Genomic DNA, 23,228 nt, shown 5'->3' on the forward strand with positions numbered 1-23,228 from the left:
TTGACACTTTTATAAAATTCTGATTTTTACAGCCGATACCTCTACCGAAAATTTGAGAAACATTTTTCAGATAATTCCAATCAAAAAAGAGGACATCCTATCAGATGTCCTCTTTTCTACAAGCCTTTTATTGTTTTTTCAATTCAATTGCTAAATAGTGTGATTGCTCTTTCGCTTGAATGTGAGTATCTTCTTCTACAGATTCTGCTGCATCACGCATAACAAACGTTTCACCATTTATTACACTGCTTCCTTCAATTTGAACAAGATACAATTGACGGCCTTCTCGCACAGGAAAATGAATTTCTTTTCCGGCATCTAACGATAAAGAATATAAATTTGCATCTTGGTGAATTTGAATTGGTGCCTCTCCTTCTACTGGAGATACCATATGGAACCATTCGTTTTCACGCTCGCTCCAATCAAATTTAAACTCACCATAGTTTGGTTTATGATCCGCACGATCTGGTAAAATCCAAATTTGTAATAAACGTAGTGTTTCATTTCCTAAATTATGCTCGCTATGAAATACACCTGTGCCAGCACTCATATATTGAACATGTCCTCGCTCAATTGTTCCGCGGTTCCCCATGCTATCCTCATGTGTTAAAGCACCATCTACAACGTACGAAATGATTTTCATATCACGATGCGGATGCATATCAAAACCAGTTTGTGCCGCTACTAGATCATCATTAATAACACGTAACGCTCCGAAGTTCATGTTATTTGGATTATAGTAATTGGCAAAAGAAAAATGAAAATGTGTATTTAACCAACCATGATTTGCTCTGCCCATATTTTTATGATCAACTTTTCTAAACATATCCTTCACCTCATACTATATCGAATTCGAGATTTATTTTAAAATTTTTTCTCACTGTAATTTTTTTAGTAATTGTAATAATTGATGTTGTTCTTCTACATTTAATTTTTGAAACTGCTCCGCTTGGAATGTTTCTTGAGGCGGGACGATTTCTTCATATAAAACTTTTCCCTTTTCTGTTAACGAAATATATTTTGTAGTACCTTCTTGTTCACGACGAATCCACTCTAGCTGCTCCATTTTATTTAAAAGCTGCGTGATATTTCCCTTCGTAACAAATAGCTTATTTCCAAGCTCTTGCTGCGTTAGACGATTATGCCCTCCAACTTGAGCTAGTACATCAAACTGAGCGGCAGATACATTCCATTCTTTCAAATGCTGATTCGTCTCACGAATACTCTTATTATAAAAGCGTGATAAACGAAACCATAATAGTAATCCGAGTCTATCTTCTGTTTTCATTTCATCACCTCGCTCGTTTCATATCATTAGTTTAGAACTGAACTTTATAAAAGTCAAATACTTATTTTTAATAAGTATAAAGAAAGCACAGCGCTATTTCTCCACTATGCTTTACATTAACTTTCTATTCTTATATTCATCCAATTTCCTCTCCGCGAACTTCCTCGCATCTTTTTCAATCCATCTATCTTCGTACACTTCACTTCCAACATACAATACTTCTCTCTTATGCTGCATCGCATGACGAAACTCATGCAGTAGTGTTTTGAGCACCTGCTCATACTCTTCCCACATACAAACAAAAATTAATTGTCTTTCTTTATGATAAAAACCACCTACTGGGAATAGGAATTCTTCTTCCTCTTCCCCTAATGATAGAAGCACATCGTTTGCATCACACGTATCACAAAAAATAACGGGCGTTTTACATGCTTCAATAAGAGAGAACAAATCCTCTCTCAGCTTTTTGACATCCCAATGAAGCTCCGAATCCAACACATACCAATTCTCTACCTGTTGATATACATTTTGAAACTGGAGTTCCATTTCTCTTTATTCCCCTTTCCAAGCACCCTTTTTCTATATGTATGCCACAATATGGTAAATATTAAACGTATTCTTTCATCCTTGAAAAAATGCCAATAAAAAAAGAACCTATGTCGACATAGATTCCTTTTCCGTAATCACTTTTTTTTCATCACTTTTTTTAATACAAAATAACCAATTGCACAAACAATAGCAGCAAGTGCAAAGTATTTCACATATGGCCCCGCAACTTTATTAATGCTTTCCCACTCTGTTCCTAATTTAAACCCTAAATATACAAACACAATTGACCACGGAATAACAGCTAATGTAGTTAGCGTAATAAACTTAGCATGTGACATTTTTGCAATACCCGCCGGTATCGAAATAGCATGACGCACAACCGGAATAAAACGTGCGGTAAAGATAACGCCAGTTCCGTAACGATTAAACCAATCTTCAGCATAATCAATATGTTTCTTCTGAATTAAAATATATTTTCCATATCGCTCAAGAACAGGTCTTCCTCCGTATCGACCGATCCAATAAATGAATAGTTGTGCAATTACACCACCAATTGTACCAAACGCGACAGCGCCCCAAAATGTAATGCTTCCTGTTGATACTAAATAACCTGCATAAGACAATACGATTTCACTTGGAATAACCTCTAGCATTAATCCAAGCATAATTCCCCAATAACCAAGTCCTTCTAAAAAAACTAAAACCGAATGAATCAACTCTCCTAACATCATTTACCTCTCTTTACTGTTTTCATTACAAAAATAAAAGTACAAGCAGGAAATATCTTGTACTTTATTTTTTAAAATTTAGTTAGTCTTCGTATCCCACTTAAAGATTTTATTTAAGAATTTATATACATTCTTCGACTCCTTTGTCAGAAGTGGGCCTAAAATGGATAGTATAAGCACGTATAGTGCTGAGAAGGGTTTCAGTACTGACATTAAACCACCGGCGATACCGATATTAGCCATAATGATGGAGAACTCTCCTCGTGAAACGATTGTTAATCCGATATTTGTTGATGCTTTATGAGATAACCCTGCTTGTCTTCCTGCAATCATTCCTGCTACAAAGTTGCCGATTATTGTAAGAAGGACAGCACCTAACGTTAACCATATCGCTCCTCCTAATGAGAACGGATCAATACTTAACCCGAAGCTGAAGAAGAAAATAGCTCCGAAAAAGTCTCTAAATGGAACAACAAGATGTTCAATTCGATCACTATGCTCTGTCTCAGAGAAAACTAATCCTAGAAGAAGTGCCCCAATCGCTTCTGCAACGTGAATTGTTTCTGAAAAACCAGCAATGAAGAATAACGAAGCAAATACTACAATAATAAAGATTTCATCTGAGCTAATATTGAGCAATTTATTTAATAACGGCGTAGCCTTTCTAGCTACTATAAAGAATAGAAGCATATATCCTAAAGCAATTCCAATTGAAGTAAGGGCGCCCAAGAAGGAAGCGTGATCTCCTAGTACTAAACCAGAAACAACTGATAAATATACAGCAAGGAATATATCTTCAAACATAATAATTCCTAAAATTAATTCGGTTTCATTATTACCAGTTCTTCTTAAGTCCACTAACACTTTAGCAACGATAGCGCTAGAAGAAATCGTAATAATACCCGCAATAATTAAGATTTCTAGTAATGGGAATCCCATTATAAATCCGTATAACAAACCAAGTGAAAAGTTAATTAAAATATAAATCGTTCCGCCAATCGCAATAGAGCGTCCAGATTTAATTAGTTTTTTCATTGAAAATTCTAATCCTAGATAGAATAGAAGGAATAGAACCCCAATCCGTCCAAGGAAGGAAATTACACTTGCACTTTCAATAAATTTGAGATCGATAACACCTATTGTCGGTGCATGCGGTCCTACTAACATTCCGAGAACAATTAGAAAAGGAATTACTGAGAATTTAAATTTTCCAGCAATTACCGCTGCAATTGCCACTAAAACTAAAGCTGTACCAACTTCAAAAATTAACGTATCCATCTAGTCAGTCCCCCCTATTTGAAAGTAATTCATTAATGATTTTTTTAATTTCTTCTCTCTCACCTGAAACTACAAGCATATCTCCTTCTTCAATTACTGTTTCTGGCCCTGGATTAAATAGCTTCTTCATGTTCTTCTTCATAACTGCGATTATCGTTACGCTATATGTTTTTCTTATTTCAAGATCGCCAATTGTTTTTCCGATTGCTGGAGCTGTATTCTCCACTTTGAACCACTCAATCGCTAAACCTTCAAAAACCATCTCAACATTTTCTAACGCCCTAGGCTTATATACCATTCCACCTAATATTGCTGCGATTTGCCTTGCCTCTGAGTCACGTAGTGAAATACTTGAGATGCTTTCTTCATGGTCTGAATCAAAATGATACATTTCTCTACGCCCATCATCATGAATGACAATTACCATCTTTTCGTTACCTTTCGTAACGATTTGAAACTTATAACCAATACCCGGAAGTTCACTTTCTCTAATATTCATTTTTAGCTCCTCCATAACTTATTTATTTTAATTTTCTGTTTTTCTGTCTTTTATTCATCCAATCAACTTTAGAAATTCTAACCACTCAGGATATTTGTGATTTGGAAATCTTTTATTGTAATAATAAGTTGCCCCTAAAAAGATACTTAAAGATGTAATGATAAAAAATATATTACTTCTCATTTTCAAACTCTCAAGGCTTACTTTCAATAAAGAATCTTCTTTCAAATTATCCCCACTTTCTCGCTTTAAATTTAGTTTTTTAAAATGTAAATAATTCTAAAAATATTACGATGTAACATAATCATAACACAAAATTGATTTAAGTAACATAATTTTTTAGAAAAATTGATTCTCGTATATTTTTTGCATATAATTTTCTTATTACGAAAAAAAGGAAGTGTATTATATGGTTGATATCTTTAGCAGATTCCTTGAGGTAACGAATAATATTTTATGGTCATATATTCTTATTGCAATGCTAATCGGCTTCGGTCTTTACTTCTCTTTTAAATTAAAATTTGTCCAAATTACTCATTTCAGTGAGATGGTCAGCTTAATTAGTAAAGGGTTTAATCGAAAAGAAAAAAAGAAAGATAGCATCTCTCCATTCCAAGCATTTTGCTTAAGTGCAGCAGCACGTATCGGTATCGGGAACTTAGCCGGTGTAGCACTAGCAATTTCAATGGGTGGACCTGGCGCAATATTTTGGATGTGGTTTATCGCAATTATCGGAGCAGCTACTAGTTTCGTAGAATGTACGCTCGCTCAAATTTATAAAGTAAAAGATGGTAGCAGGTTCCGTGGTGGGCCGGCATATTACATGGAAAAAGGATTAAACAAACGCTGGATGGGTGTTTGGTTCTCACTTCTTATTACAGTTGCGTACGGATTAATTTTCAATTCAGTACAAGCGAATACAGTAACAATAGCGTTTGAAAATGCTTTTGGACTAGAGCGAACAATCATAGGAGCTCTATTAGCCTTATTAGTTGCAGTCATTATTTTTGGTGGTATTAAGAGCATTTCACGTATTACAGAAATGATTGTTCCGCCAATGGCAATCGTTTATATCGGCGTGGCTATTTTTGTCGTTATTAACAACTTCAATATGTTACCAAGCATTTTCATGGAAATCTTTAACGGTGCATTCGGTTTAGACCAAGCCATCGCTGGTGGTATTGGAGCAGCAATCAAGTTCGGAATTCAGCGCGGTTTATTCGCGACAGAAGCAGGTATGGGTAGCTCTCCTAACGCAGCAGCAACATCAGATGTATCTCACCCTGTAAAACAAGGACTTGTTCAAGCATTAGGTGTTTTCGTAGATACATTCTTAGTATGTACATCAACAGCATTTATCGTATTATGTTCTGGACTTTACAAAGGATCAAATTTAGAAGGTATCGAATTAACACAAAACGCTTTAAGTTCACAAATCGGACCGTGGGCAAGCACTTTCTTAGCGATTATTATTTTCCTATTCGCTTTCAGTTCTCTACTAGGAAACTACTATTATGGTGAAACAAATATTGCATTCATTAAAGAAAGCAAAACATGGTTAATGATTTATCGTGTTGCAGTTGTCGGAATGGTATTCTTCGGATCAATCGCTGCTCTTAAAACAGTTTGGAGTTTAGCTGATTTATTCATGGGACTAATGGTATTCACAAACTTAATTGCCATCTCATTCCTTAGCAAATTTGCTTACGCTGCATTAGTAGACTATTTGAAGCAAAAGAAACAAGGAAAAGATCCAGTTTTCGTTGCAAGCTCTATCCCTGGTTTACAGAATACAGAGTGCTGGGATGGACAGGATGTAGAAGAAAAACAGAAGGCTGTGTAATGATTAAAAGCGGATTCGGCTCGTTCAGAATCGCAGGACACTTCAAGCTCTCGACCTTGAAGCGCTTTTTGCTTCGAGCGAGAGAGCGAAATGACCGGAGATTCTAGCCGCTGGAGCTGGATATTAATTAAAAGCGGAGGTGACTTGCTCAGAACAGGAGGGCATTGGAGCTCCTGACGAAGAGGCGTTCTTTGCCTCACAGGAAGGCGCGAAATGACCGACTGGTCTAGTCACCGGAGCTGGATATCATTAAAAGCACAAGCGGCTCATTTAGAACAAGAGCTATATATCAAACAAAATCCCTATTACCTCACCGTAATAGGGATTTTTATTTACAACAGTTCATAATTTGTTCAAATTAATTTCAGCAAAAGGGTTGTTTTATATCAATTACTAGATTATAATAATTATAAATTAGTAATTGATATAACATAACAACTCAAAAGGAGATTGATCATAATGAACAAACAAGTAATCGAGGTATTAAACAAACAAGTAGCAGACTGGAGCGTTTTATTCACAAAACTTCACAACTTCCATTGGTACGTAAAAGGGCCTCAATTCTTCACATTACACGAGAAATTCGAAGAACTTTACACAGAATCAGCTACTCACATCGATGAAATTGCAGAACGCATTTTAGCAATTGGCGGCAAACCAGTAGCAACAATGAAAGAATACTTAGAACTATCTTCTATTCAAGAAGCAGCATACGGAGAAACTGCAGAAGGGATGGTCGAAGCAATTATGAAAGACTACGAAATGATGCTAGTCGAACTGAAAAAAGGCATGGAAATCGCTCAAGACTCTGACGACGAAATGACATCTGACCTACTACTAGGCATCTACACAGAACTAGAAAAACACGCTTGGATGCTACGCGCGTTCTTGAATCAATAATAGACTTTAAAGCGGAAGCGGCTCGCTCAGAACAGGAGGGTGTTGGAACTCCTGATTACGAGGCGCTTTTTGCCTCGAATGAAGGAGTGAAACAACCGACTGTTCTAGCCGCTGGAGCTGGATATCATTAAAAGCAGAAGCGGCTCGCTCAGAGTCGCTTTTTTCTGTAATGGTTGCACTTAACGGTACACGAAATTATATCAACGATTTTTCAAATATATCGATCATTACCCTTAATATATCAACGATTTTTTCATTATATCGATCATTACCCTCAATATATCAACGATTCGACAAGGGATATCAATTTACCGACAAATCACGACAGTATTAACACACAACTCGCCCCCACTTTTATCACTATATTACAATCCTTTTTATGTTAAAATATAGGAAACACCCTTTAGTATCATAGATCCAAAAGGCTTTTCCAAATTCATCATTTACTACTTAAATGACGGGAGTGGTTCAGTTGAAAGACTACTTAATTAGAGCGTTTTTTGCGTTAATAACAGTTGGGATTCTCTTACTTATAGCTAATATTTTCAATATACGTGTCGAGGTTAAGGACTATGCTTTCCTCGTTGTCGTAGCAATTGGTGGCGGCTGGGGTGGCTGGTACCTGTATAAAAAACAAAGCAATCAAAATGATAAAGGCATTCCAAAGTAATATGGAATGCCTCTTTTATTGCCTTCTGTAATAAATAATGAAATTCAGACCACTAATACAACCAATCGCAATAAACATACAAAACGATTGTGGATCTCCACCTAGATTATACTCATCAACGATAAATCCGGACATAAACAACGTTATCGCGGAAACACCGATACACAATACCGAGATAAACCAAAGCGAAAATTCATTAATCAACTCTTTCTTCTGTCTCAAAACAATTAGCATAACAAGAATAGATGCTGCTAAAATACTTTTAAAAACCGGACGTAAATATACGAACTCCTCCATCTATTTCTCCTTTCCCCAAAACATTACATCTAAACATTAACATATTTAACCAAATTAAAAACACATGCCATCTTAAATTAAAACGACATGTGTTTCCGTATTTGCTATGATAGTTGCTTCCACTTCGTTCCCAAAACAGGACGCTCATAATTTTGGATTGCATGAATTAGTTTATCTGCCGTCTCAGCTGAAACGATCAATTCTTTATTTGATGGATTCATAAATCCTTCTTCAGCTGAACGTTCAACCATTTGCAAAATTGGTCCGTAAAAACCTTTTATGTTTAATAAACCAACTGGCTTATTATGTATACCAATTTGTGACCAACATACTACTTCAAATAGCTCTTCAAACGTTCCGTATCCGCCTGGAAGCGCAATAAAAGCATCCGCAAGCTCTGCCATTTTCGCTTTACGTTCATGCATTGTCTCTACTTCAATTAATTCTGTTAATCCTGTATGTACAATTTCTCCTCGAAATAGACCGCGCGGCATAACCCCTGTTACACGTCCACCTAAACGAAGAACTTCGTTTGCTACTTCTCCCATTAATCCGACACATGAACCACCGTATACGAGCTCATAGTCGTTCTCAACAAACATTTTACCTAACTGAATTGCCTGCTCTTTGAATTCTGGTCTCTCCCCTAAATTAGAACCTGCAAACACACAAATCTTTCTCATCTCTACACCCCGATACTATATATTGTTATGTTACAATGAACATTGTACAACATATTGAGGAGGTGAGGAAGAAATGGATATCGTTGCATTTCAAAGATGGGTTGAGGAATTTTACGAAAAACGAAGCTGGTCACAGTATAATTCCTTTATTCGCTTAAATTTCTTAACAGAGGAAGTTGGAGAAGTTTCACGCGTTGTTCGTGCAATCGAAATTGGCCGTGATCGTCCTGACGAAAAAGTGAAAACAGAAGAAGAACTAAAACAAGAGTTAAAAGAAGAACTTGGTGATGTACTATCTAATCTTATTATTCTTTCACAAAAATATGATTTAGATTTACAAGACATTATGGAGGCACACGTCACAAAGCTTTCGAAAAGGTTCGAAGTATCCAAATGAGAATATTATCAATTATGGTATAATGTTCTTGTCACAATATTAAGGGGGATTTTATGTTATCAAAAAAATTACACGACGCATTAAATGAACAAATGAACTTTGAATTTTACTCTGCCCATGCTTATATGGCAATGGCTGCTTACTGTACAGCCGAGAGCTATGATGGATTCGCTAACTTTTTCCTTGTACAAGCTGAAGAAGAACGTTTCCACGCGATGAAGCTTTACAACTATATTAATGACCGTGGTGAGCGTGCTATTATTACTGGATTTGATAATCCAAATAACGAATATGAATCTGTATTGAACGCTTTTGAAGTGGCACTTGAGCACGAGCGTGAAGTAACGAAGCGTATTTATAACTTATCTGATATCGCTTGGGATGAGCGTGAACACGCAACAATTACATTTTTAAAATGGTTCGTCGATGAGCAAGTAGAAGAAGAAGCTTCATTTGATAGCATCATCCAAAAACTAAAACGTATTACAAGTGATTCAAACGCACTATTTATGCTAGATGCTGAATTAGAGAAACGTACATTTACACCTCCAGCTCAATAATATTTCAATCACCTTAATACATGTATTAAGGTGATTTTTTATTTGCTCTCTATCTTAAAATCACCTTAAATTTCCTCATATTTGACATAGCGCCAGCTATAAAATGGTATTATTTTCAATATAAAAACAATATACGAGGAGAGAAAAAATGAATCAACGTGTAGAAGCTGTCGATGCAATTCGTGGTTTCGCTTTGTTTGGCATTTTACTAGTCAATATGACATTAATTCAATTTGGGTTCTTCACCAGTGAAAAACCCACTTATCTATTCGGCAATCTTGATAAAGGCGCTAATTGGTTTATTCAATTTTTCGGCACACACAATTTTATATCCCTATTTTCTTTTCTATTTGGGCTTAGCATTATTTTGTTACAAAAAAGTATTATCGCAAAAGGAAAAAAATTCTTCCCTACATACATAAGACGTATTATCATTCTTTTACTACTTGGCTACATTCACGGCACTTTTGTTTGGGAGGGAGATATTTTATTTGCATACGGAGTTATCGGGATTTTCTTAATGATGTTCATCAATCGAAAACCGAAAACTTTGCTCATTTGGGCGATTATTCTACTCGCACTTATTACACTTATGTCCTATCAAACTGATCCATCTACAAATATAAATGATTTCGCACCTTATACTGAAAAAGAACATAAAGTCCATCAAACCGGAGGCTATATGGATCACGTCAACTTTAGATTGACTGAAAATCCTTTTGATTACATGGGAATTGACGGTGCATTCGGATTATTTTTCATATCAGTTTTCGCAATAATTTTTATGTCTCCACTGTTCCTACTCGGAATGTATGTAGGGAAAAAAGGCTGGCTATTTGAGGTCAATAAACATATACCTGCTGTCAAAAAAATATGGTTTGCCACCGGTCTCTTCTCTTTTACAATTAAAACCTTAGCTATGTTCGTAAAGCATCCGATGTTAATTATGTTACAAGATGGCCTTACACCAGTAACTATGACCTTCTTTTACGGAAGTACGATTATTTTATTATTCCATTACAAAAAAGCATCTCGTCTACTAACATACATGGCGAACATGGGAAAAATGTCCGTTAGTAATTACTTAGCACAATCTATTATTGCAACAACTATTTTTTACGCATATGGATTTGGCCTATACGGTAAAATCGGTTATTTCTTCGGTATTCTTTTAACCATCGGAATTTATACGATTCAATTATTCGTTAGCACCTATTGGCTCCAGAAATACCGGATGGGTCCAGTGGAATATGTGTGGAGACTGGGAACTTATTTAGAGAAACCACGTTTTAAAAGAGATTTGGATAAAGCAAGTTAAACAAAAAAGCAATGAGCTTACGCTCATTGCTTTTCTTAATTTATTAAAGCATAACCCCAACGATAATCGCTGATAATATACTTACTAACGTTGCACCGTATACAAGTTTTAAACCGAATGATGATACAACGTTTGCTTGTTTGCCATCGATACTCTTCGTTGCACCTGCGATAATTCCGATAGATGAGAAGTTCGCAAATGATACAAGGAAGATAGATAAAATACCTACTGTACGAGCTGATAAATCGCCAGCTACTTTTCCAAGGTCAAGCATTGCAACGAATTCGTTCGTCACTAATTTTGTTGCCATAATTTGTCCTGCTTGTAGCATCTCTGATGTTGGAATACCCATTACGAATGCTAATGGTGAGAAAATGTATCCTAAAATGCTTTGGAATGTGATTCCGAAAATTGAATCGAATACACCGTTAATTGCTGTAATTAATGCTACGAAACCGATTAACATCGCCGCTACTGTTACAGCGATAGAGAAACCAAGCATAATATATTCGCCTAACATTTCAAAGAATGTTTGTTTCTTGTCTTCTTGTAATTCTAAAATATCGTCTTCTTCTTTTACTTCATATGGATTAATGATATGAACGATAATGAATCCACTGAATAAGTTTAATACAAGTGCTGTTACTACATATTTTGGATCAATCATTTTCATATAAGAACCGACGATTGACATCGATACTGTAGACATTGAAGATGCACAAAGTGTGTATAAACGATTTTTCGGTAATTTGCTTAGTTGATCTTTTACTGTAATGAATACTTCCCCTTGACCAACGATTGCAGCCGCTACCGCATTATATGATTCTAGTTTTCCTAAACCGTTAACTTTACTTAATAGGAAACCGACTGCACGAATGATAATCGGTAAAACTTTAATATGTTGCAGGATCCCGATTAATACTGCTAAGAAAATAATCGGTAATAATACTGTTAAGAAGAATGGTGCTTGTCCATCGTTTGCTAGACCACCAAATACGAAGTTAACCCCAGCTTCCGCAAATTTTAAAATAGAACCAAATCCATCTGCGATCCCTTTTACTAATACAAATCCGACCTTTGTATTTAGTAAGAAATACGCAAGTACCAATTGAATGACAAGCATAAGTGCAATTGGTTTATATTTAATTTTCTTACGATCTGAACTGATAAGGAAACCTAGTACAAACACTACAAGTAAACCGACTAGAAACATTACTATTTTCATATGTGAATCCCCCACTTCTCCCACGAGTTATTGGTCGTATAACGTATAACGAATGACGTCTGACCATTGTTGTTAAAAAAATTTAAAACCCCTAAAAACTATTCAACTGTCATCTAAAATCAGTAAGCGTTTACATAAATTGCAATTTATAAAAGGTAGCTTCTTCTCTCCTACCATACTTGAAAGTCTGAAATTGATACCACCTACAAATCAAATTGTAAGCGTTATCTAGGTGAAATGCAATATAAATTTTAAAAGATTTTTATATGTTAATATATTCCTAATTAATTGGTTTTTTCATGCAAATTTACCATAAAAAAATAGCCCTAGCTATGAGCTAGAGCCATCCTTTTTTTACCCCGCTTTAACGGGCAGTAAGACCCCCATCTCAACATTCAGCGAAAACAAAGAAGTTAGATGGGTGATTAACTGCCCATAAAAGCCCGATTGGTGAGGGCTGATAATCAGCGGGGGATAAAGCTCCCCCCACTAATTAAAGTTTCACTTTATAACATAACACCAACGATAATCGCTGATAAAATACTTACTAATGTCGCACCGTACACAAGGCGTAGGCCGAATGATGATACAACATTTGATTGATTTTCATCGATACCTTTCGTTGCACCTGCGATAATTCCGATAGATGAGAAGTTCGCAAATGATACAAGGAATACAGAAAGAATACCAACTGTACGAGCCGATAAATCACCAGCTACTTTTCCAAGATCAAGCATCGCAACAAACTCGTTTGATACTAATTTTGTTGCCATAATTTGTCCCGCTGTTACCATTTCTGCTTGCGGGATGCCCATTACGAATGCTAATGGTGAGAAAATATATCCTAAAATAGCTTGGAATGTAATACCGAACATTGAATCAAACAAGCTATTGATTGCTGTAATTAATGCTACGAAACCAAGTAACATTGCCGCTACTGTGATCGCGATTGTGAAACCAAGCATAATATATTCGCTTAGCATTTCAAAGAATGATTGTTTCTTCTTATTTTCTAATTTCAGTGTATCTTCTTCTTCTGTAATATCGTACGGGTTAATAATATGAATGATAATGAAACCACTAAATAAATTTAATACAAGTGCTGTTACTACATATTTTGGTTCAATCATTTTCATATAAGAACCAACAATTGACATCGATACTGTCGACATAGAAGATGCACATAATGTATATAAACGATGTTTTGGGATTTTACTTAATTGATCTTTTACTGTAATAAATACTTCTGCTTGTCCAACAATGGCAGCTGCTACTGCGTTATATGATTCTAGTTTTCCTAGACCATTTACTTTACTTAACAACGTACCAATAGCACGAATAAATATTGGTAAAATTTTAAAGTGTTGCAGAATTCCGATTAAAACCGCAAAGAATACGATTGGTAATAGCGCTGTTAAGAAGAATGAAACCTCTCCTTTATTAACAAGACCACCAAATACGAAAACGATTCCAGCTTCCGCATATCCAAGAAGTGCGCCAAATCCATCTGAAATTCCTTTTACTAAAATATAACCAACTTGCGTATTTAATAAGAAATAAGATAATACTAGCTGAATAATAAGCATAATTGCGATTGGTTTATACTTAATCTTCTTTCGATCGGCACTTATAAGAAAACCGAGTACAAATACAACGAGTAATCCTACAAGGAACATAACAAACTTCATTAATAAAATCCTCCATTTAACTCTTCATTAACGTTGAACGTCTGACCATTCGAAACAAGAAATAATCCGAACTTTCCATTTCTCCTCCAAAACCTTCAATCGGATAGGAAAGATCATAAAACCTCTTATTTCAAAGGCATTTTCCATTCTAACATAAATCATAATTCATATCCGCATTTTTCTTAAAAAAAATACGTTTTATTATGAAACATTCATGAATGTTCGTCTTTTTCATTATAAAGCGAAACTTTAATGAACGGGAGTTTCACTTCACACAAATAGCTGAACCAACAAAAAATGAGCATCAAGTTTCACTTGATGCTCACCTCATTATACTGCTTTTTCTTTATCAGCTACCTCTGGCTTATCCCAACACTCTGTATTGTTCAAACCTGGAATAGACTCCGCATAAAAGACTGGATCTTTCCCTTGTTTCTTTTGCTTAATATAATCTGATAACGCTGCGAAAGCGTACTTAGAAAGGAATACAATTGCTACTAAGTTAATAACAGCCATAATTCCCATAAATAAATCTGCTAAATCCCAAACGATTTGAATTGTCGCCACGGACCCTAGCATAACCATACCAAGTACAGCAATGCGGTATGCATTTAATAGCACTTTACTTCCATTTAAGAACTCAATATTCGTTTCACCATAGTAGTAGTTACCTACTAATGAACTGAATGCAAACAAGAAGATTGCAACTGCTACAAATATAGAAGCCCATGGACCGATATGTTGACTTAACGCCTGCTGCGTTAATTGAATTCCATTTAAATCAGCTGCATTATGCACATCTGATAAAAGAATAATAAATGCTGTACAACTACAAATTAATAATGTATCTGTAAATACCCCTAAAGTTTGAATGAAACCTTGTTTAACTGGGTGCGTTACGTTTGCAGTCGCTGCTGCGTTCGGCGCACTACCCATACCTGCTTCATTTGAGAATAATCCACGTTTTACCCCTAATAAAATCGCAGCTCCTAATCCTCCACCTACTACTTCTTTAATTCCGAAAGCATGTAAGAAAATTTCTTTAAATACATATGGAATTGCCGTAATGTTTGTTACAACAACGAATAATGCCACTGCTACATAAATAATTGCCATTACTGGAACAATCATTTCAACCGCGCGAGCAATTCGTTTTACTCCGCCGAAAATAATAACTGCAAGTAAACCAGCCATAACAAGACCTACTAATCTACTATCTGTTTTGAACGCCCCATCAAAGGCAGCCGCTACAGTATTAGACTGTACAGCGTTAAAAATCAATCCGAAACTTACTGTTATTAGAACAGAGAACACAACACCTAACCAGCGTTTCTTTAAACCCTTTTCCATATAATACGCTGGGCCCCCACGGAATGCATTCCCATCTTTTACTTTATAAATTTGCGCTAATGTGCTCTCTACAAATGCAGAAGCACCCCCAATTACCGCGATTAACCACATCCAAAATACTGCTCCTGGACCACCTGCTGAGATTGCAATAGCTACACCAGCTAAGTTACCAGTACCTACACGAGAAGCTGTACTCATACAAAACGCTTGAAATGATGATACGCCGCTCTTCTCTTTTTGCGCTTTTCTCGTTTTCGAGCTTGCTCCATCCCAAAGCAAACGAATCATTTCACCGAAGTAACGAACTTGGACAAATTTCACACGAAATGAAAAATAGAGCCCTAACCCAATTAACATCGCAATAATGACATATGACCAAAGGATATTATTTACATCCCCAATTACCCTAGCTAAAAAATCCATATTTGCATTGCCCCCTCTTCCTAACAATAAGAAAATTATATTCTAAAAACTTTAAGTAATCAAGAACTTTATGTAAGGTTTTATAACATGAATATGTTAATAAAATTAACATACGTGTTTTTTTTACATAAAAATATAGCCATTACATACATTTATCCAATACTCAATCACTTATCCTCTTCGACCAGTCATACTTTTAATACAGCACGTTCCCCACAAATAACGAGAGAGAAATAAACAAAAAAATTATATTAATAATTACCTCTCACCCTTTTCATCATTTCCTACAACAAAAAAGGCGAGCATCGAATTCACCTCGATGCTCGCCTTTTCATTTACACTGCTTTTTCTTTATCTGTTACCGCTGACTTATCCCAACACTCTGTATTCGTTAAACCAGGAATAGAATCTGCACTGAAGACTGGATCTTTTCCTTGTTTCTTTTGCCTTACATAGTCTGCCAATGCAGCATACGCAAATCGGCCGAGAAGTGTAATCGCAATTAAGTTCGTGATTACCATTAGCCCCATAAATAAGTCCGCCATATTCCATACAACTTGAAGCGTCGCAACAGAACCGAATAATACCATTCCAACTACCGCAATACGATAAATTGTTAACCACGTTTTGCTTTGCTTAATGAATTCAATATTTGTTTCACCATAATAGTAGTTTCCTAGAAGTGAACTAAATGCAAATAAGAAAATAATAATCGCTAAGAAACTGCTCGCCCATGGGCCAATTTGTGAACTTAATGCATTTTGTGTTAATTCAATACCTTCTAAATTCGTTGCTTTATATGCACCAGAACATAGTACGATAAATGCTGTTGATGTACATACTAAGAATGTATCTACTAATACTCCAATCGTTTGAATAAAACCTTGTTTCGCTGGATGCGTTACATCAGCTGTTGCTGCCGCATTCGGCGCACTACCCATACCTGCTTCGTTCGCAAATAATCCGCGCTGAATACCATATTTCATCGCAGCACCGATACCGCCACCTACAGCTGAATCTAAACCAAATGCACCTTTAAAGATTTCCGTAAATACATCTGGTATTAAATAGAAGTTTTTAATGACAACAAAAATAGCTACGGCAATATAAATAAGCGCCATTGGCGGAACAATCATTTCCGACATACGTGCAATACTTTTTACACCACCAAAAATAATAACCGCAACTAATGCAGCTAATACAATACCAACAATATAACGCTCTAAGCCAAATGCATTTTCAAATGCTAATGTTACTGTATTTGCTTGTACTGAGTTGAAAATTAAACCGTAACTAATTGTAATCAGAATAGAGAACCAAATCCCCATCCAACGTTTATTTAAACCTTTTTCCATATAATAAGCAGGACCACCACGGAAGCCACTGCCATCTTTTATTTTATAAATTTGCGCAAGCGTACTTTCTACGAAACTTGAAGAAGCACCGATAATCGCAATAACCCACATCCAAAATACAGCTCCAGGTCCTCCCATAGAAATAGCTAACGCTACACCAGCTAAGTTCCCGATACCAATACGAGCTGCAGAACTCATACAAAATGCTTGGAACGATGATACACTGCCCTTTTTACGTGTCTTGCCAGTTAGTCCATCACTCATTAAACGAATCATTTCTCCTAAATGAGTAAGCTGTACGAATTTCAATTTAATAGAAAAATAAAGCCCTAAACCAATTAACATTGCAATAAGAATATATGACCAAAGAATCGTATTCGTTGATGAAACGAATTGTTCCAAAATATTCATACAATTAACCCCTCCTTTTCTCCATAAAACGAATTATATTTAAAAAACATTCAAAAATCAACATTTTTCGACAATTTGCAATTTCCAAATATTAGCCAAGCGCGAAGTAACAATATCTTTATGACTCTCCTCCCTCTAACTGTGCATACTAAAACAAAAAATAAATCTACAAACTACCCCATTGACAAAAACACCTACCTGTAACTATAATGATTACAACAGGTTGTAACAAACCTAATTACAATACATTCATTCACTTTCAGATATACAATTTAACAAAACACTTTGGAGGGATTTATTATGAAAATCGGAATTATCGGAGCAACTGGTAAAGCAGGAAGTCGTATTTTAAAAGAAGCATTAGATCGTGGACATGAAGTAACTGCAATCGTAAGAAACGCTGCAAAAATTACAGAAGAAAACGTAGAAGTTTTAGAAAAAGACGTATTTTCTCTTACATCTAACGACCTACAAGCATTCGACGTAGTTGTAAATGCATTTGGCGCTCCAGCAGGGCAAGAACACCTTCACGTAGATGCAGGAAACGTACTTATTGAAGCTGTGAAAGGTGCACCAAATACAAAATTACTTGTAGTTGGCGGAGCAGGAAGCTTATTTGTAGACGAAGAAAAAACAACACGTGTATTTGATACACCAGGTTTCCCAGGCGAATACCTTGCAACAGCTCAAAACCAAGGTAAAAACTTAGAAATCTTGCAACAAACAAATGATATCACTTGGACATTCATCAGCCCTTCTGCACTATTCGCATTAGGAAAACGCACTGGTTCTTACAAAGCTGGCAAAGACAATCTTCTTGTTAACTCAAAAGGTGATAGCTACGTAAGTTACGAGGACTTCGCAGTTGCAGCACTTGATGAAATCGAAAATCCAAAACATGTAAACGAACGCTTCACAGTTGTTTCTGAAGCTGAATAATAAAAAAGCTCGTAAAACATAATGTTTTACGAGCTTTTTCTTATTATCGTACTTGCTCTAAGCCATTTTGAGTAATCTTGAAGGAAATCTCTTTAAATTTTTTCGCATCCCCTTTTCCAATTAACTCACCAGTTTTATACCAACTTAAACGATCAGATTCTGCATGATACACTTTTACTACATCACCATACTCGAACATCATACCATTTACTTGCTCAGCAAAATTCTTTGAAGTTTCTTGTCCTTCTGCTGTTACATGTTTTTTCTCCGTTCCATTTTGATCATATAGGGTAATTCCCATATATAATTCATTGTTAAAGTAACTATGAATTTGTTCATTTGTAGACGTTACATGTAGTTTCTTATCATCATGATTTAACGTTACAATAGAACGAATATCATCACCCAGCCCTTGGTATACAAGACTATCTCCATATGTTACTTCTACTGGTACTTCCGTTACTTTCTTATTTCCAAAACGGTCTTTCGTTTCTACTTTTACTGTTTGTTTACCGATTTTTGTTGTATTTGGTTTTTCTACAAATCCAATTACTTCTCTATCTTTCACTTGAACAAAGTTTTTTGCATCTAATTTATCAGCGTTTGTTGCGATTACTACTTTTTGCGGTATAGCTGTTACTTCTTGTTGTGCTTCCATTCTCTCAAAACCTTGCTCTGTCACTTTAAAGAGCACTTCATGAACACCATACTGCGCATTCATTAGTTCATTCTTTTTATACACTTTAAATCTATCAAACTCTCTTTGATATACCTTTATTACATCACCGTATTCAAAAGTCATTCCATTAAATTGTTCTGCAAATACTTTCGTATTCTCCGATGCTTTTACTGATAAATCTTTCTTCTCTTTTCCATCCTTATCATACACAGTCATTCCCATATACTTCTCATCTGCAAATGAAGTATGCATTGGACCTTCTGAATCTGTTGTACTGAATTTCTTTTCTTCATGATTTAATGTAACAATCGATTTAATATTCGTTTCGTCGTGCCATGTACCGAAGAACATAATGCTATCTCCGTAAATCACTTCTACTGGCACTTCTGTTATTTGCTTATTACCAAAGCGATCTTTCGTTTCTACTTTTACTGTTTGTTTTCCAACTTTTGCTGTAGTTGGTTTTTCTACAAATCCTACTACTTCTCCGTCTTTCACCTGAACAAAATTTTTCGCTTCTAATTTTTCAACATCTGTTCCGATTACTACTTGTTGAGGTTTCGCTGTGACTTCTTGCAACATGTCCATTCTCTCAAAACCTTTTTCTGTCACTTTGAAGAATAGTTCTTTTGTTCCTTTTTTCTCACCTTGACCAGTAAGTGTATTATTTTGATACCATTTCAAACGATCCGGTTCTGCGTGGAATACTTTCACTACATCTCCATACTCGAACTGTATACCATTCACTTGCTTCGCAAAGTTCTCTGATGTTTCTTGTCCCTCTGCTGTTACATGTTTTTTCTCTTTTCCTTCTCCATCGTATAACGCGATCCCCATGTATAGCTCTTTATTAAAATACTCATGAATTTCGCTATCCATATCAGTTGCATGGAATCTCTTCTCTTCGTGCCTTAAAGTTACAATTGAAGCAATATCATCGCCATTTCCTGCATATGCAATGCTATCTCCATAAACCACTTCTAATGAAACTTCCGTCACTTTCTTATTACCAAAGCGATCTTTCGTTTCTACTTTTACTTTTTGTTCACCAATCTTTGTCGTATTCGGTTTTTCTACAAATCCTACTACTTCTCCGTCTTTGACTTGCACAAAATCTTTTGCTTCTAATTTTTCAACGTCAGTTCCAATAACTACTTTTTGTGGTACTGCTGTTACTTCTTGCAGAGCTTCTAATCTTTCAAATCCATTTTCAGTAATTTCGAAGAATAATTCTTTTATTTCTTTATTTTTTCCTTCTCCCACATATAAACCTTTTTGATACCAATGTAAACGTGAAGACTCTGCATGGTATACTTTCACCACATCTCCATATTCAAATGCTAACCCATTTGCTTCCTTGGCAAAAGCTTCTGTATTCTCCAAGCCTTTTACCTCTATATTTTTCTTCTCTTTTCCCTCTTTATTGTACAAGGTGAATTCAAAATACTTCTCATCTCCAAAGTAATCATGAATCAAATTATCCGTATCTGTCGCACTCATTTTTTTCGTATCATGATGTAACGTTATAATCGATTTCATATCGTCACTACCATAACTTAATCCATATACAAATAGGCTATCTCCATAAGTTACTTCTACTGGCACTTCCGTCACTTTCTTATTTCCGAAACGATCTTTCGTTTCTACTTTTACTTTTTGTTCACCGATTTTCATTGTATTCGGTTTTTCTACAAAACCAATTACTTCTCCACCTTTTACTTGAACAAAGTTTTTCGCTTCTAATTTTTCAGCGTCTGCCCCGATTAATACTTTTTGCGGTACTGCTTCTACTTCCTGTATACCGTCTATTAGTTCATATCCTTGTGGAGTAATCTTAAAGAACTTTTCTTTTTTATTCTTAGCTCCACCTTGATCTACAAGTTTATTACTTTGATACCAATCGAAACGACTTGGTTCTGCATGATATACTTTCATAATATCGCCATATTGAAGTTCAACACCTTCAAGTTGCAAAGCAACTTTTTTAGAATTTTCTTGCCCTTCTATAGAAATATTTTTCTTTTCATTTCCATCCTTATCATATAAGGTAATCCCTACATACTTTTCATTTTTAAAGCGCTCATGAAACTCATTACCAACGAAAGAAACGTTGATTTTCTTTTCATCATGAAGGAGCGTTATAACAGAATTTACCTCATCACCGTAACCTTTAAATACCATAGTATCTCCATAAAGACTGTTAACTGGAACAGAAATGAAATTTCTCTGTCCTTTCTCATCCTCAATTTCTACTAATACCGCTCTTTTTCCAACCTCTAAATACGGCCACATAATTCTACCTGTTACTTTTACATTTTCACCTAAATTTTGAACAAGACTATTTGCTAGATTTTCATTAAAATTCGCACCAACGATGAGATCTTGTACCACAGTAGACGCTTCACCATAAGGAAGCCCGCCGTATGGTTTCACTTGTTTTTCACGAATAATATTACTATCTGTTGCTTTCCATATTTCTTTTTCTAATTTAGGTAAATTTAAATTTTCGATTTTCCCTCTAACCTCATCATTTGGACCTAATCCCCATTTCTTAAAAAACGGCACTAAGTTTTGTTTAGCCGCTTTCGATGCCATATAAATAAACATTTGCTTTTTATCTTCATCTGAAGCAGGCATTTCAGATTCTGGTAATAAGCGATACATTTGATGTAAATTAGGGTAAAAATGCTCTCCATAAGCTAAATCAAGTTGCCAAAACATTACTAGTTTCTCGAATTCTTCCATCTTTTTTGAGCATCAGGATTATCTAAGTAAGCAAAAGCTTTTTTATAATGACCATCTTCTTCTAGACTTGATTTATTGCCTAACATTCTTTGAACCGATAATGAATATATATTTACTGTTACTTCTCCTACACCTGACCAAAACCAAGGAGCTTGCTGATGTAAATGCCCTACTTCATGCCACGGTCCCCAGCCATCTCCTTGTAATCTCTTTATATTTAAAACCCTATCCATAGTCTCTGGAACATACCCTGTATGATAATGAGTAGCAAACATCCAATCATCTTTATCTGGTTTTCTCTTTTCAACAAATTGGATATAGTGGTTTGGAGCTTTTGACACCCCTATACCATCTTCAGATAATCCTGCTACAGAATTTTCAAAGCGAATAATCTTATCATGTAGCCTCATTAATTCTACTGGATCCGTCTCTCCCATATAGTTTGCCACTGCTTCAGGACTTGCAGTAATTAAACTTCTCTCACCCTTCAATTCAACTGCATAAGGATTTTTATACTTTTTTAACATTGCATCCCAATCTTTTTTTGTGTGTTTCCCTAATACAAATAATGGAAAATGACTTCCTCCATGAATAACTCAAGCTGTTACTTCGCCATCATTATTCATGTTATAAAAATATAGTATTCCACCTCTTGAAGATGAAATATTATTTTCACCAGGTTTTAACTCAAATTCTTCAAACCCTTTTTCATCATATGACTTCGTTCCTATGAACGCTTTAATAGATTGCGTTCCTTTTATTTCAATTTTAATTTCTTCATTTGGACCAGCATAAATTCCAGTTGGTTCATTTGTTGAAAGTACATAACGTACTTTTAAGCGTTTTTGCTCTTCTTCAACACTACCTTTCCCAGGCAAATGAAACGTTCTCTGCTCCAAACGATTCTCTTTACTCTCTTCCAACTGCCCGCCCTTATTCTCTTCCAAAGGCGCCGCATATCCTTTCGATGCTTCGAAAGCTACTGGTGATAATAATGTAGATATACAAATACCAGCTACTAATACCCTACTCTTTTTCTGCTTTGACATAATCTGTGTCCCCTGTCCTTTTTTTAGACAAACCATCCTATATATTCATTTAATAAGAAATCCTATTATTTTTATAAAAACATTTATTGAATAGACTAACACCTCTCGCACCTATATCAATTACTACCGCATTTCTCTAAATGTATTCGCTTTCTTATATTGTAAATTTTTTTATGTATTACGCCCTCCTCACTTCGCTCTACTTGTGATGAGTTCTCTTCTTACATAAAAGGAAAATAGTAAAAGATATATTTTAGTCTCGTCATCTATACATCTAAAAATAAAACCTTACATTTTCTTCATATATGACCATCTATAGGTAGTTTTTCCAACTGAATTTTACACGCTTTTACC

At 35.5% G+C, this 23,228-nt stretch carries 20 protein-coding genes and 1 pseudogene; 8 read left to right on the forward strand and 13 right to left on the reverse strand.

The features are described 5' to 3' along the window. Positions 1-127: 127 nt before the first annotated feature. The 6 genes from NZ044_RS24960 to NZ044_RS24985 form a co-directional block, all read right to left on the reverse strand. The gene (locus NZ044_RS24960; protein ID WP_340950020.1) at positions 128-826 is read right to left on the reverse strand and encodes a pirin family protein; all 699 of its coding nucleotides are present in this window, start codon (positions 824-826) and stop codon (positions 128-130) included. 51 nt (positions 827-877) lie between these two features. After that, a complete protein-coding gene (locus NZ044_RS24965) occupies positions 878-1,288 on the reverse strand; it encodes a MarR family winged helix-turn-helix transcriptional regulator (protein WP_000845462.1) in 411 nt (136 codons plus the stop codon). Between the two features lie 111 nt (positions 1,289-1,399). After that, the gene (locus tag NZ044_RS24970) at positions 1,400-1,834 is read right to left on the reverse strand and encodes a DUF3920 family protein (protein ID WP_000422792.1); all 435 of its coding nucleotides are present in this window, start codon (positions 1,832-1,834) and stop codon (positions 1,400-1,402) included. A gap of 137 nt (positions 1,835-1,971) precedes the next feature. Beyond that, the gene (locus tag NZ044_RS24975) at positions 1,972-2,565 is read right to left on the reverse strand and encodes a DedA family protein (protein ID WP_000900216.1); all 594 of its coding nucleotides are present in this window, start codon (positions 2,563-2,565) and stop codon (positions 1,972-1,974) included. A 78-nt stretch (positions 2,566-2,643) separates the two neighbouring features. Further along, a complete protein-coding gene (locus tag NZ044_RS24980; protein ID WP_000380223.1) occupies positions 2,644-3,843 on the reverse strand; it encodes a cation:proton antiporter in 1,200 nt (399 codons plus the stop codon). A 4-nt stretch (positions 3,844-3,847) separates the two neighbouring features. Next, entirely contained in the window at positions 3,848-4,342 is a 495-nt protein-coding gene (locus tag NZ044_RS24985) for a cation:proton antiporter regulatory subunit (RefSeq protein ID WP_001026075.1), read from the reverse strand. A gap of 409 nt (positions 4,343-4,751) precedes the next feature. On the opposite strand from NZ044_RS24985, the gene NZ044_RS24990 reads away from it, so the two are divergent. From NZ044_RS24990 to NZ044_RS25005, 4 genes are all read left to right on the forward strand, one after another. Continuing rightward, positions 4,752-6,185 (forward strand): alanine/glycine:cation symporter family protein, encoded by a 1,434-nt coding sequence (locus NZ044_RS24990; protein WP_340950021.1) that lies wholly within the window; start codon positions 4,752-4,754, stop codon positions 6,183-6,185. Between the two features lie 459 nt (positions 6,186-6,644). Continuing rightward, entirely contained in the window at positions 6,645-7,085 is a 441-nt protein-coding gene (locus NZ044_RS24995; protein ID WP_001041895.1) for a Dps family protein, read from the forward strand. Next, on the forward strand, positions 7,055-7,216 hold the full coding sequence (locus NZ044_RS25000) for an NADH dehydrogenase (RefSeq protein WP_080786474.1): 162 nt from the start codon (positions 7,055-7,057) through the stop codon (positions 7,214-7,216). The genes NZ044_RS24995 and NZ044_RS25000 overlap by 31 nt, the downstream gene beginning before the upstream one ends. Positions 7,217-7,557: 341 nt before the next feature. After that, complete coding sequence (locus NZ044_RS25005) at positions 7,558-7,755, forward strand: hypothetical protein (RefSeq protein WP_000656312.1); 198 nt, start codon at positions 7,558-7,560, stop codon at positions 7,753-7,755. A gap of 15 nt (positions 7,756-7,770) precedes the next feature. On the opposite strand, the gene NZ044_RS25010 is transcribed toward NZ044_RS25005, so the two are convergent. Both NZ044_RS25010 and NZ044_RS25015 read right to left on the reverse strand, forming a co-directional pair. Next, positions 7,771-8,052 (reverse strand): hypothetical protein, encoded by a 282-nt coding sequence (locus NZ044_RS25010; RefSeq protein WP_000390910.1) that lies wholly within the window; start codon positions 8,050-8,052, stop codon positions 7,771-7,773. A 104-nt stretch (positions 8,053-8,156) separates the two neighbouring features. Continuing rightward, positions 8,157-8,735, reverse strand: coding sequence for an LOG family protein (locus NZ044_RS25015; protein ID WP_001225753.1), 579 nt, complete (start codon positions 8,733-8,735; stop codon positions 8,157-8,159). 73 nt (positions 8,736-8,808) lie between these two features. On the opposite strand from NZ044_RS25015, the gene NZ044_RS25020 reads away from it, so the two are divergent. The 3 genes from NZ044_RS25020 to NZ044_RS25030 all read left to right on the forward strand — a co-directional run bounded on the left by NZ044_RS25020 (position 8,809) and on the right by NZ044_RS25030 (position 11,010). Beyond that, the gene (locus tag NZ044_RS25020) at positions 8,809-9,132 is read left to right on the forward strand and encodes a MazG nucleotide pyrophosphohydrolase domain-containing protein (RefSeq protein WP_000355764.1); all 324 of its coding nucleotides are present in this window, start codon (positions 8,809-8,811) and stop codon (positions 9,130-9,132) included. A gap of 53 nt (positions 9,133-9,185) precedes the next feature. Continuing rightward, positions 9,186-9,692 (forward strand): ferritin, encoded by a 507-nt coding sequence (locus NZ044_RS25025; RefSeq protein ID WP_044783112.1) that lies wholly within the window; start codon positions 9,186-9,188, stop codon positions 9,690-9,692. A gap of 148 nt (positions 9,693-9,840) precedes the next feature. Beyond that, a complete protein-coding gene (locus NZ044_RS25030) occupies positions 9,841-11,010 on the forward strand; it encodes a DUF418 domain-containing protein (protein ID WP_098578425.1) in 1,170 nt (389 codons plus the stop codon). A 43-nt stretch (positions 11,011-11,053) separates the two neighbouring features. On the opposite strand, the gene NZ044_RS25035 is transcribed toward NZ044_RS25030, so the two are convergent. From NZ044_RS25035 to NZ044_RS25050, 4 genes are all read right to left on the reverse strand, one after another. Next, positions 11,054-12,235 (reverse strand): NupC/NupG family nucleoside CNT transporter, encoded by a 1,182-nt coding sequence (locus tag NZ044_RS25035; RefSeq protein ID WP_000706853.1) that lies wholly within the window; start codon positions 12,233-12,235, stop codon positions 11,054-11,056. 506 nt (positions 12,236-12,741) lie between these two features. Then, complete coding sequence (locus NZ044_RS25040; protein WP_000673845.1) at positions 12,742-13,923, reverse strand: NupC/NupG family nucleoside CNT transporter; 1,182 nt, start codon at positions 13,921-13,923, stop codon at positions 12,742-12,744. Positions 13,924-14,253: 330 nt separating this feature from the next. Then, the gene (locus tag NZ044_RS25045; protein ID WP_340950023.1) at positions 14,254-15,696 is read right to left on the reverse strand and encodes an alanine/glycine:cation symporter family protein; all 1,443 of its coding nucleotides are present in this window, start codon (positions 15,694-15,696) and stop codon (positions 14,254-14,256) included. A gap of 335 nt (positions 15,697-16,031) precedes the next feature. After that, positions 16,032-17,462, reverse strand: a complete 1,431-nt coding sequence (locus NZ044_RS25050; RefSeq protein ID WP_001022952.1) for an alanine/glycine:cation symporter family protein — start codon at positions 17,460-17,462, stop codon at positions 16,032-16,034. Positions 17,463-17,762: 300 nt separating this feature from the next. Between NZ044_RS25050 and NZ044_RS25055 the strand changes: the two genes are divergently transcribed. Next, complete coding sequence (locus tag NZ044_RS25055) at positions 17,763-18,401, forward strand: NAD(P)-dependent oxidoreductase (protein ID WP_000689884.1); 639 nt, start codon at positions 17,763-17,765, stop codon at positions 18,399-18,401. A gap of 43 nt (positions 18,402-18,444) precedes the next feature. Here NZ044_RS25055 and NZ044_RS25060 read toward each other — a convergent pair. After that, positions 18,445-22,874, reverse strand: a pseudogene (locus NZ044_RS25060) (putative mucin/carbohydrate-binding domain-containing protein). Positions 22,875-23,228: the final 354 nt, after the last annotated feature.

Source organism: Bacillus sp. FSL K6-1338 (assembly GCF_038006965.1).
Lineage (GTDB): Bacteria > Bacillota > Bacilli > Bacillales > Bacillaceae_G > Bacillus_A > Bacillus_A thuringiensis_S.

Bases quoted from the DNA above. Each gene is read 5' to 3' on its own strand.
- NZ044_RS24960 (WP_340950020.1), bottom strand. From the start codon at position 826: ATGTTTAGAAAAGTTGATCATAAAAATATGGGCAGAGCAAATCATGGT.
- NZ044_RS24965 (WP_000845462.1), bottom strand. From the start codon at position 1,288: ATGAAAACAGAAGATAGACTCGGATTACTATTATGGTTTCGTTTATCA.
- NZ044_RS24970 (WP_000422792.1), bottom strand. From the start codon at position 1,834: ATGGAACTCCAGTTTCAAAATGTATATCAACAGGTAGAGAATTGGTAT.
- NZ044_RS24975 (WP_000900216.1), bottom strand. From the start codon at position 2,565: ATGTTAGGAGAGTTGATTCATTCGGTTTTAGTTTTTTTAGAAGGACTT.
- NZ044_RS24980 (WP_000380223.1), bottom strand. From the start codon at position 3,843: ATGGATACGTTAATTTTTGAAGTTGGTACAGCTTTAGTTTTAGTGGCA.
- NZ044_RS24985 (WP_001026075.1), bottom strand. From the start codon at position 4,342: ATGAATATTAGAGAAAGTGAACTTCCGGGTATTGGTTATAAGTTTCAA.
- NZ044_RS24990 (WP_340950021.1), top strand. From the start codon at position 4,752: ATGGTTGATATCTTTAGCAGATTCCTTGAGGTAACGAATAATATTTTA.
- NZ044_RS24995 (WP_001041895.1), top strand. From the start codon at position 6,645: ATGAACAAACAAGTAATCGAGGTATTAAACAAACAAGTAGCAGACTGG.
- NZ044_RS25010 (WP_000390910.1), bottom strand. From the start codon at position 8,052: ATGGAGGAGTTCGTATATTTACGTCCGGTTTTTAAAAGTATTTTAGCA.
- NZ044_RS25015 (WP_001225753.1), bottom strand. From the start codon at position 8,735: ATGAGAAAGATTTGTGTGTTTGCAGGTTCTAATTTAGGGGAGAGACCA.
- NZ044_RS25020 (WP_000355764.1), top strand. From the start codon at position 8,809: ATGGATATCGTTGCATTTCAAAGATGGGTTGAGGAATTTTACGAAAAA.
- NZ044_RS25025 (WP_044783112.1), top strand. From the start codon at position 9,186: ATGTTATCAAAAAAATTACACGACGCATTAAATGAACAAATGAACTTT.
- NZ044_RS25030 (WP_098578425.1), top strand. From the start codon at position 9,841: ATGAATCAACGTGTAGAAGCTGTCGATGCAATTCGTGGTTTCGCTTTG.
- NZ044_RS25035 (WP_000706853.1), bottom strand. From the start codon at position 12,235: ATGAAAATAGTAATGTTTCTAGTCGGTTTACTTGTAGTGTTTGTACTA.
- NZ044_RS25040 (WP_000673845.1), bottom strand. From the start codon at position 13,923: ATGAAGTTTGTTATGTTCCTTGTAGGATTACTCGTTGTATTTGTACTC.
- NZ044_RS25045 (WP_340950023.1), bottom strand. From the start codon at position 15,696: ATGGATTTTTTAGCTAGGGTAATTGGGGATGTAAATAATATCCTTTGG.
- NZ044_RS25050 (WP_001022952.1), bottom strand. From the start codon at position 17,462: ATGAATATTTTGGAACAATTCGTTTCATCAACGAATACGATTCTTTGG.
- NZ044_RS25055 (WP_000689884.1), top strand. From the start codon at position 17,763: ATGAAAATCGGAATTATCGGAGCAACTGGTAAAGCAGGAAGTCGTATT.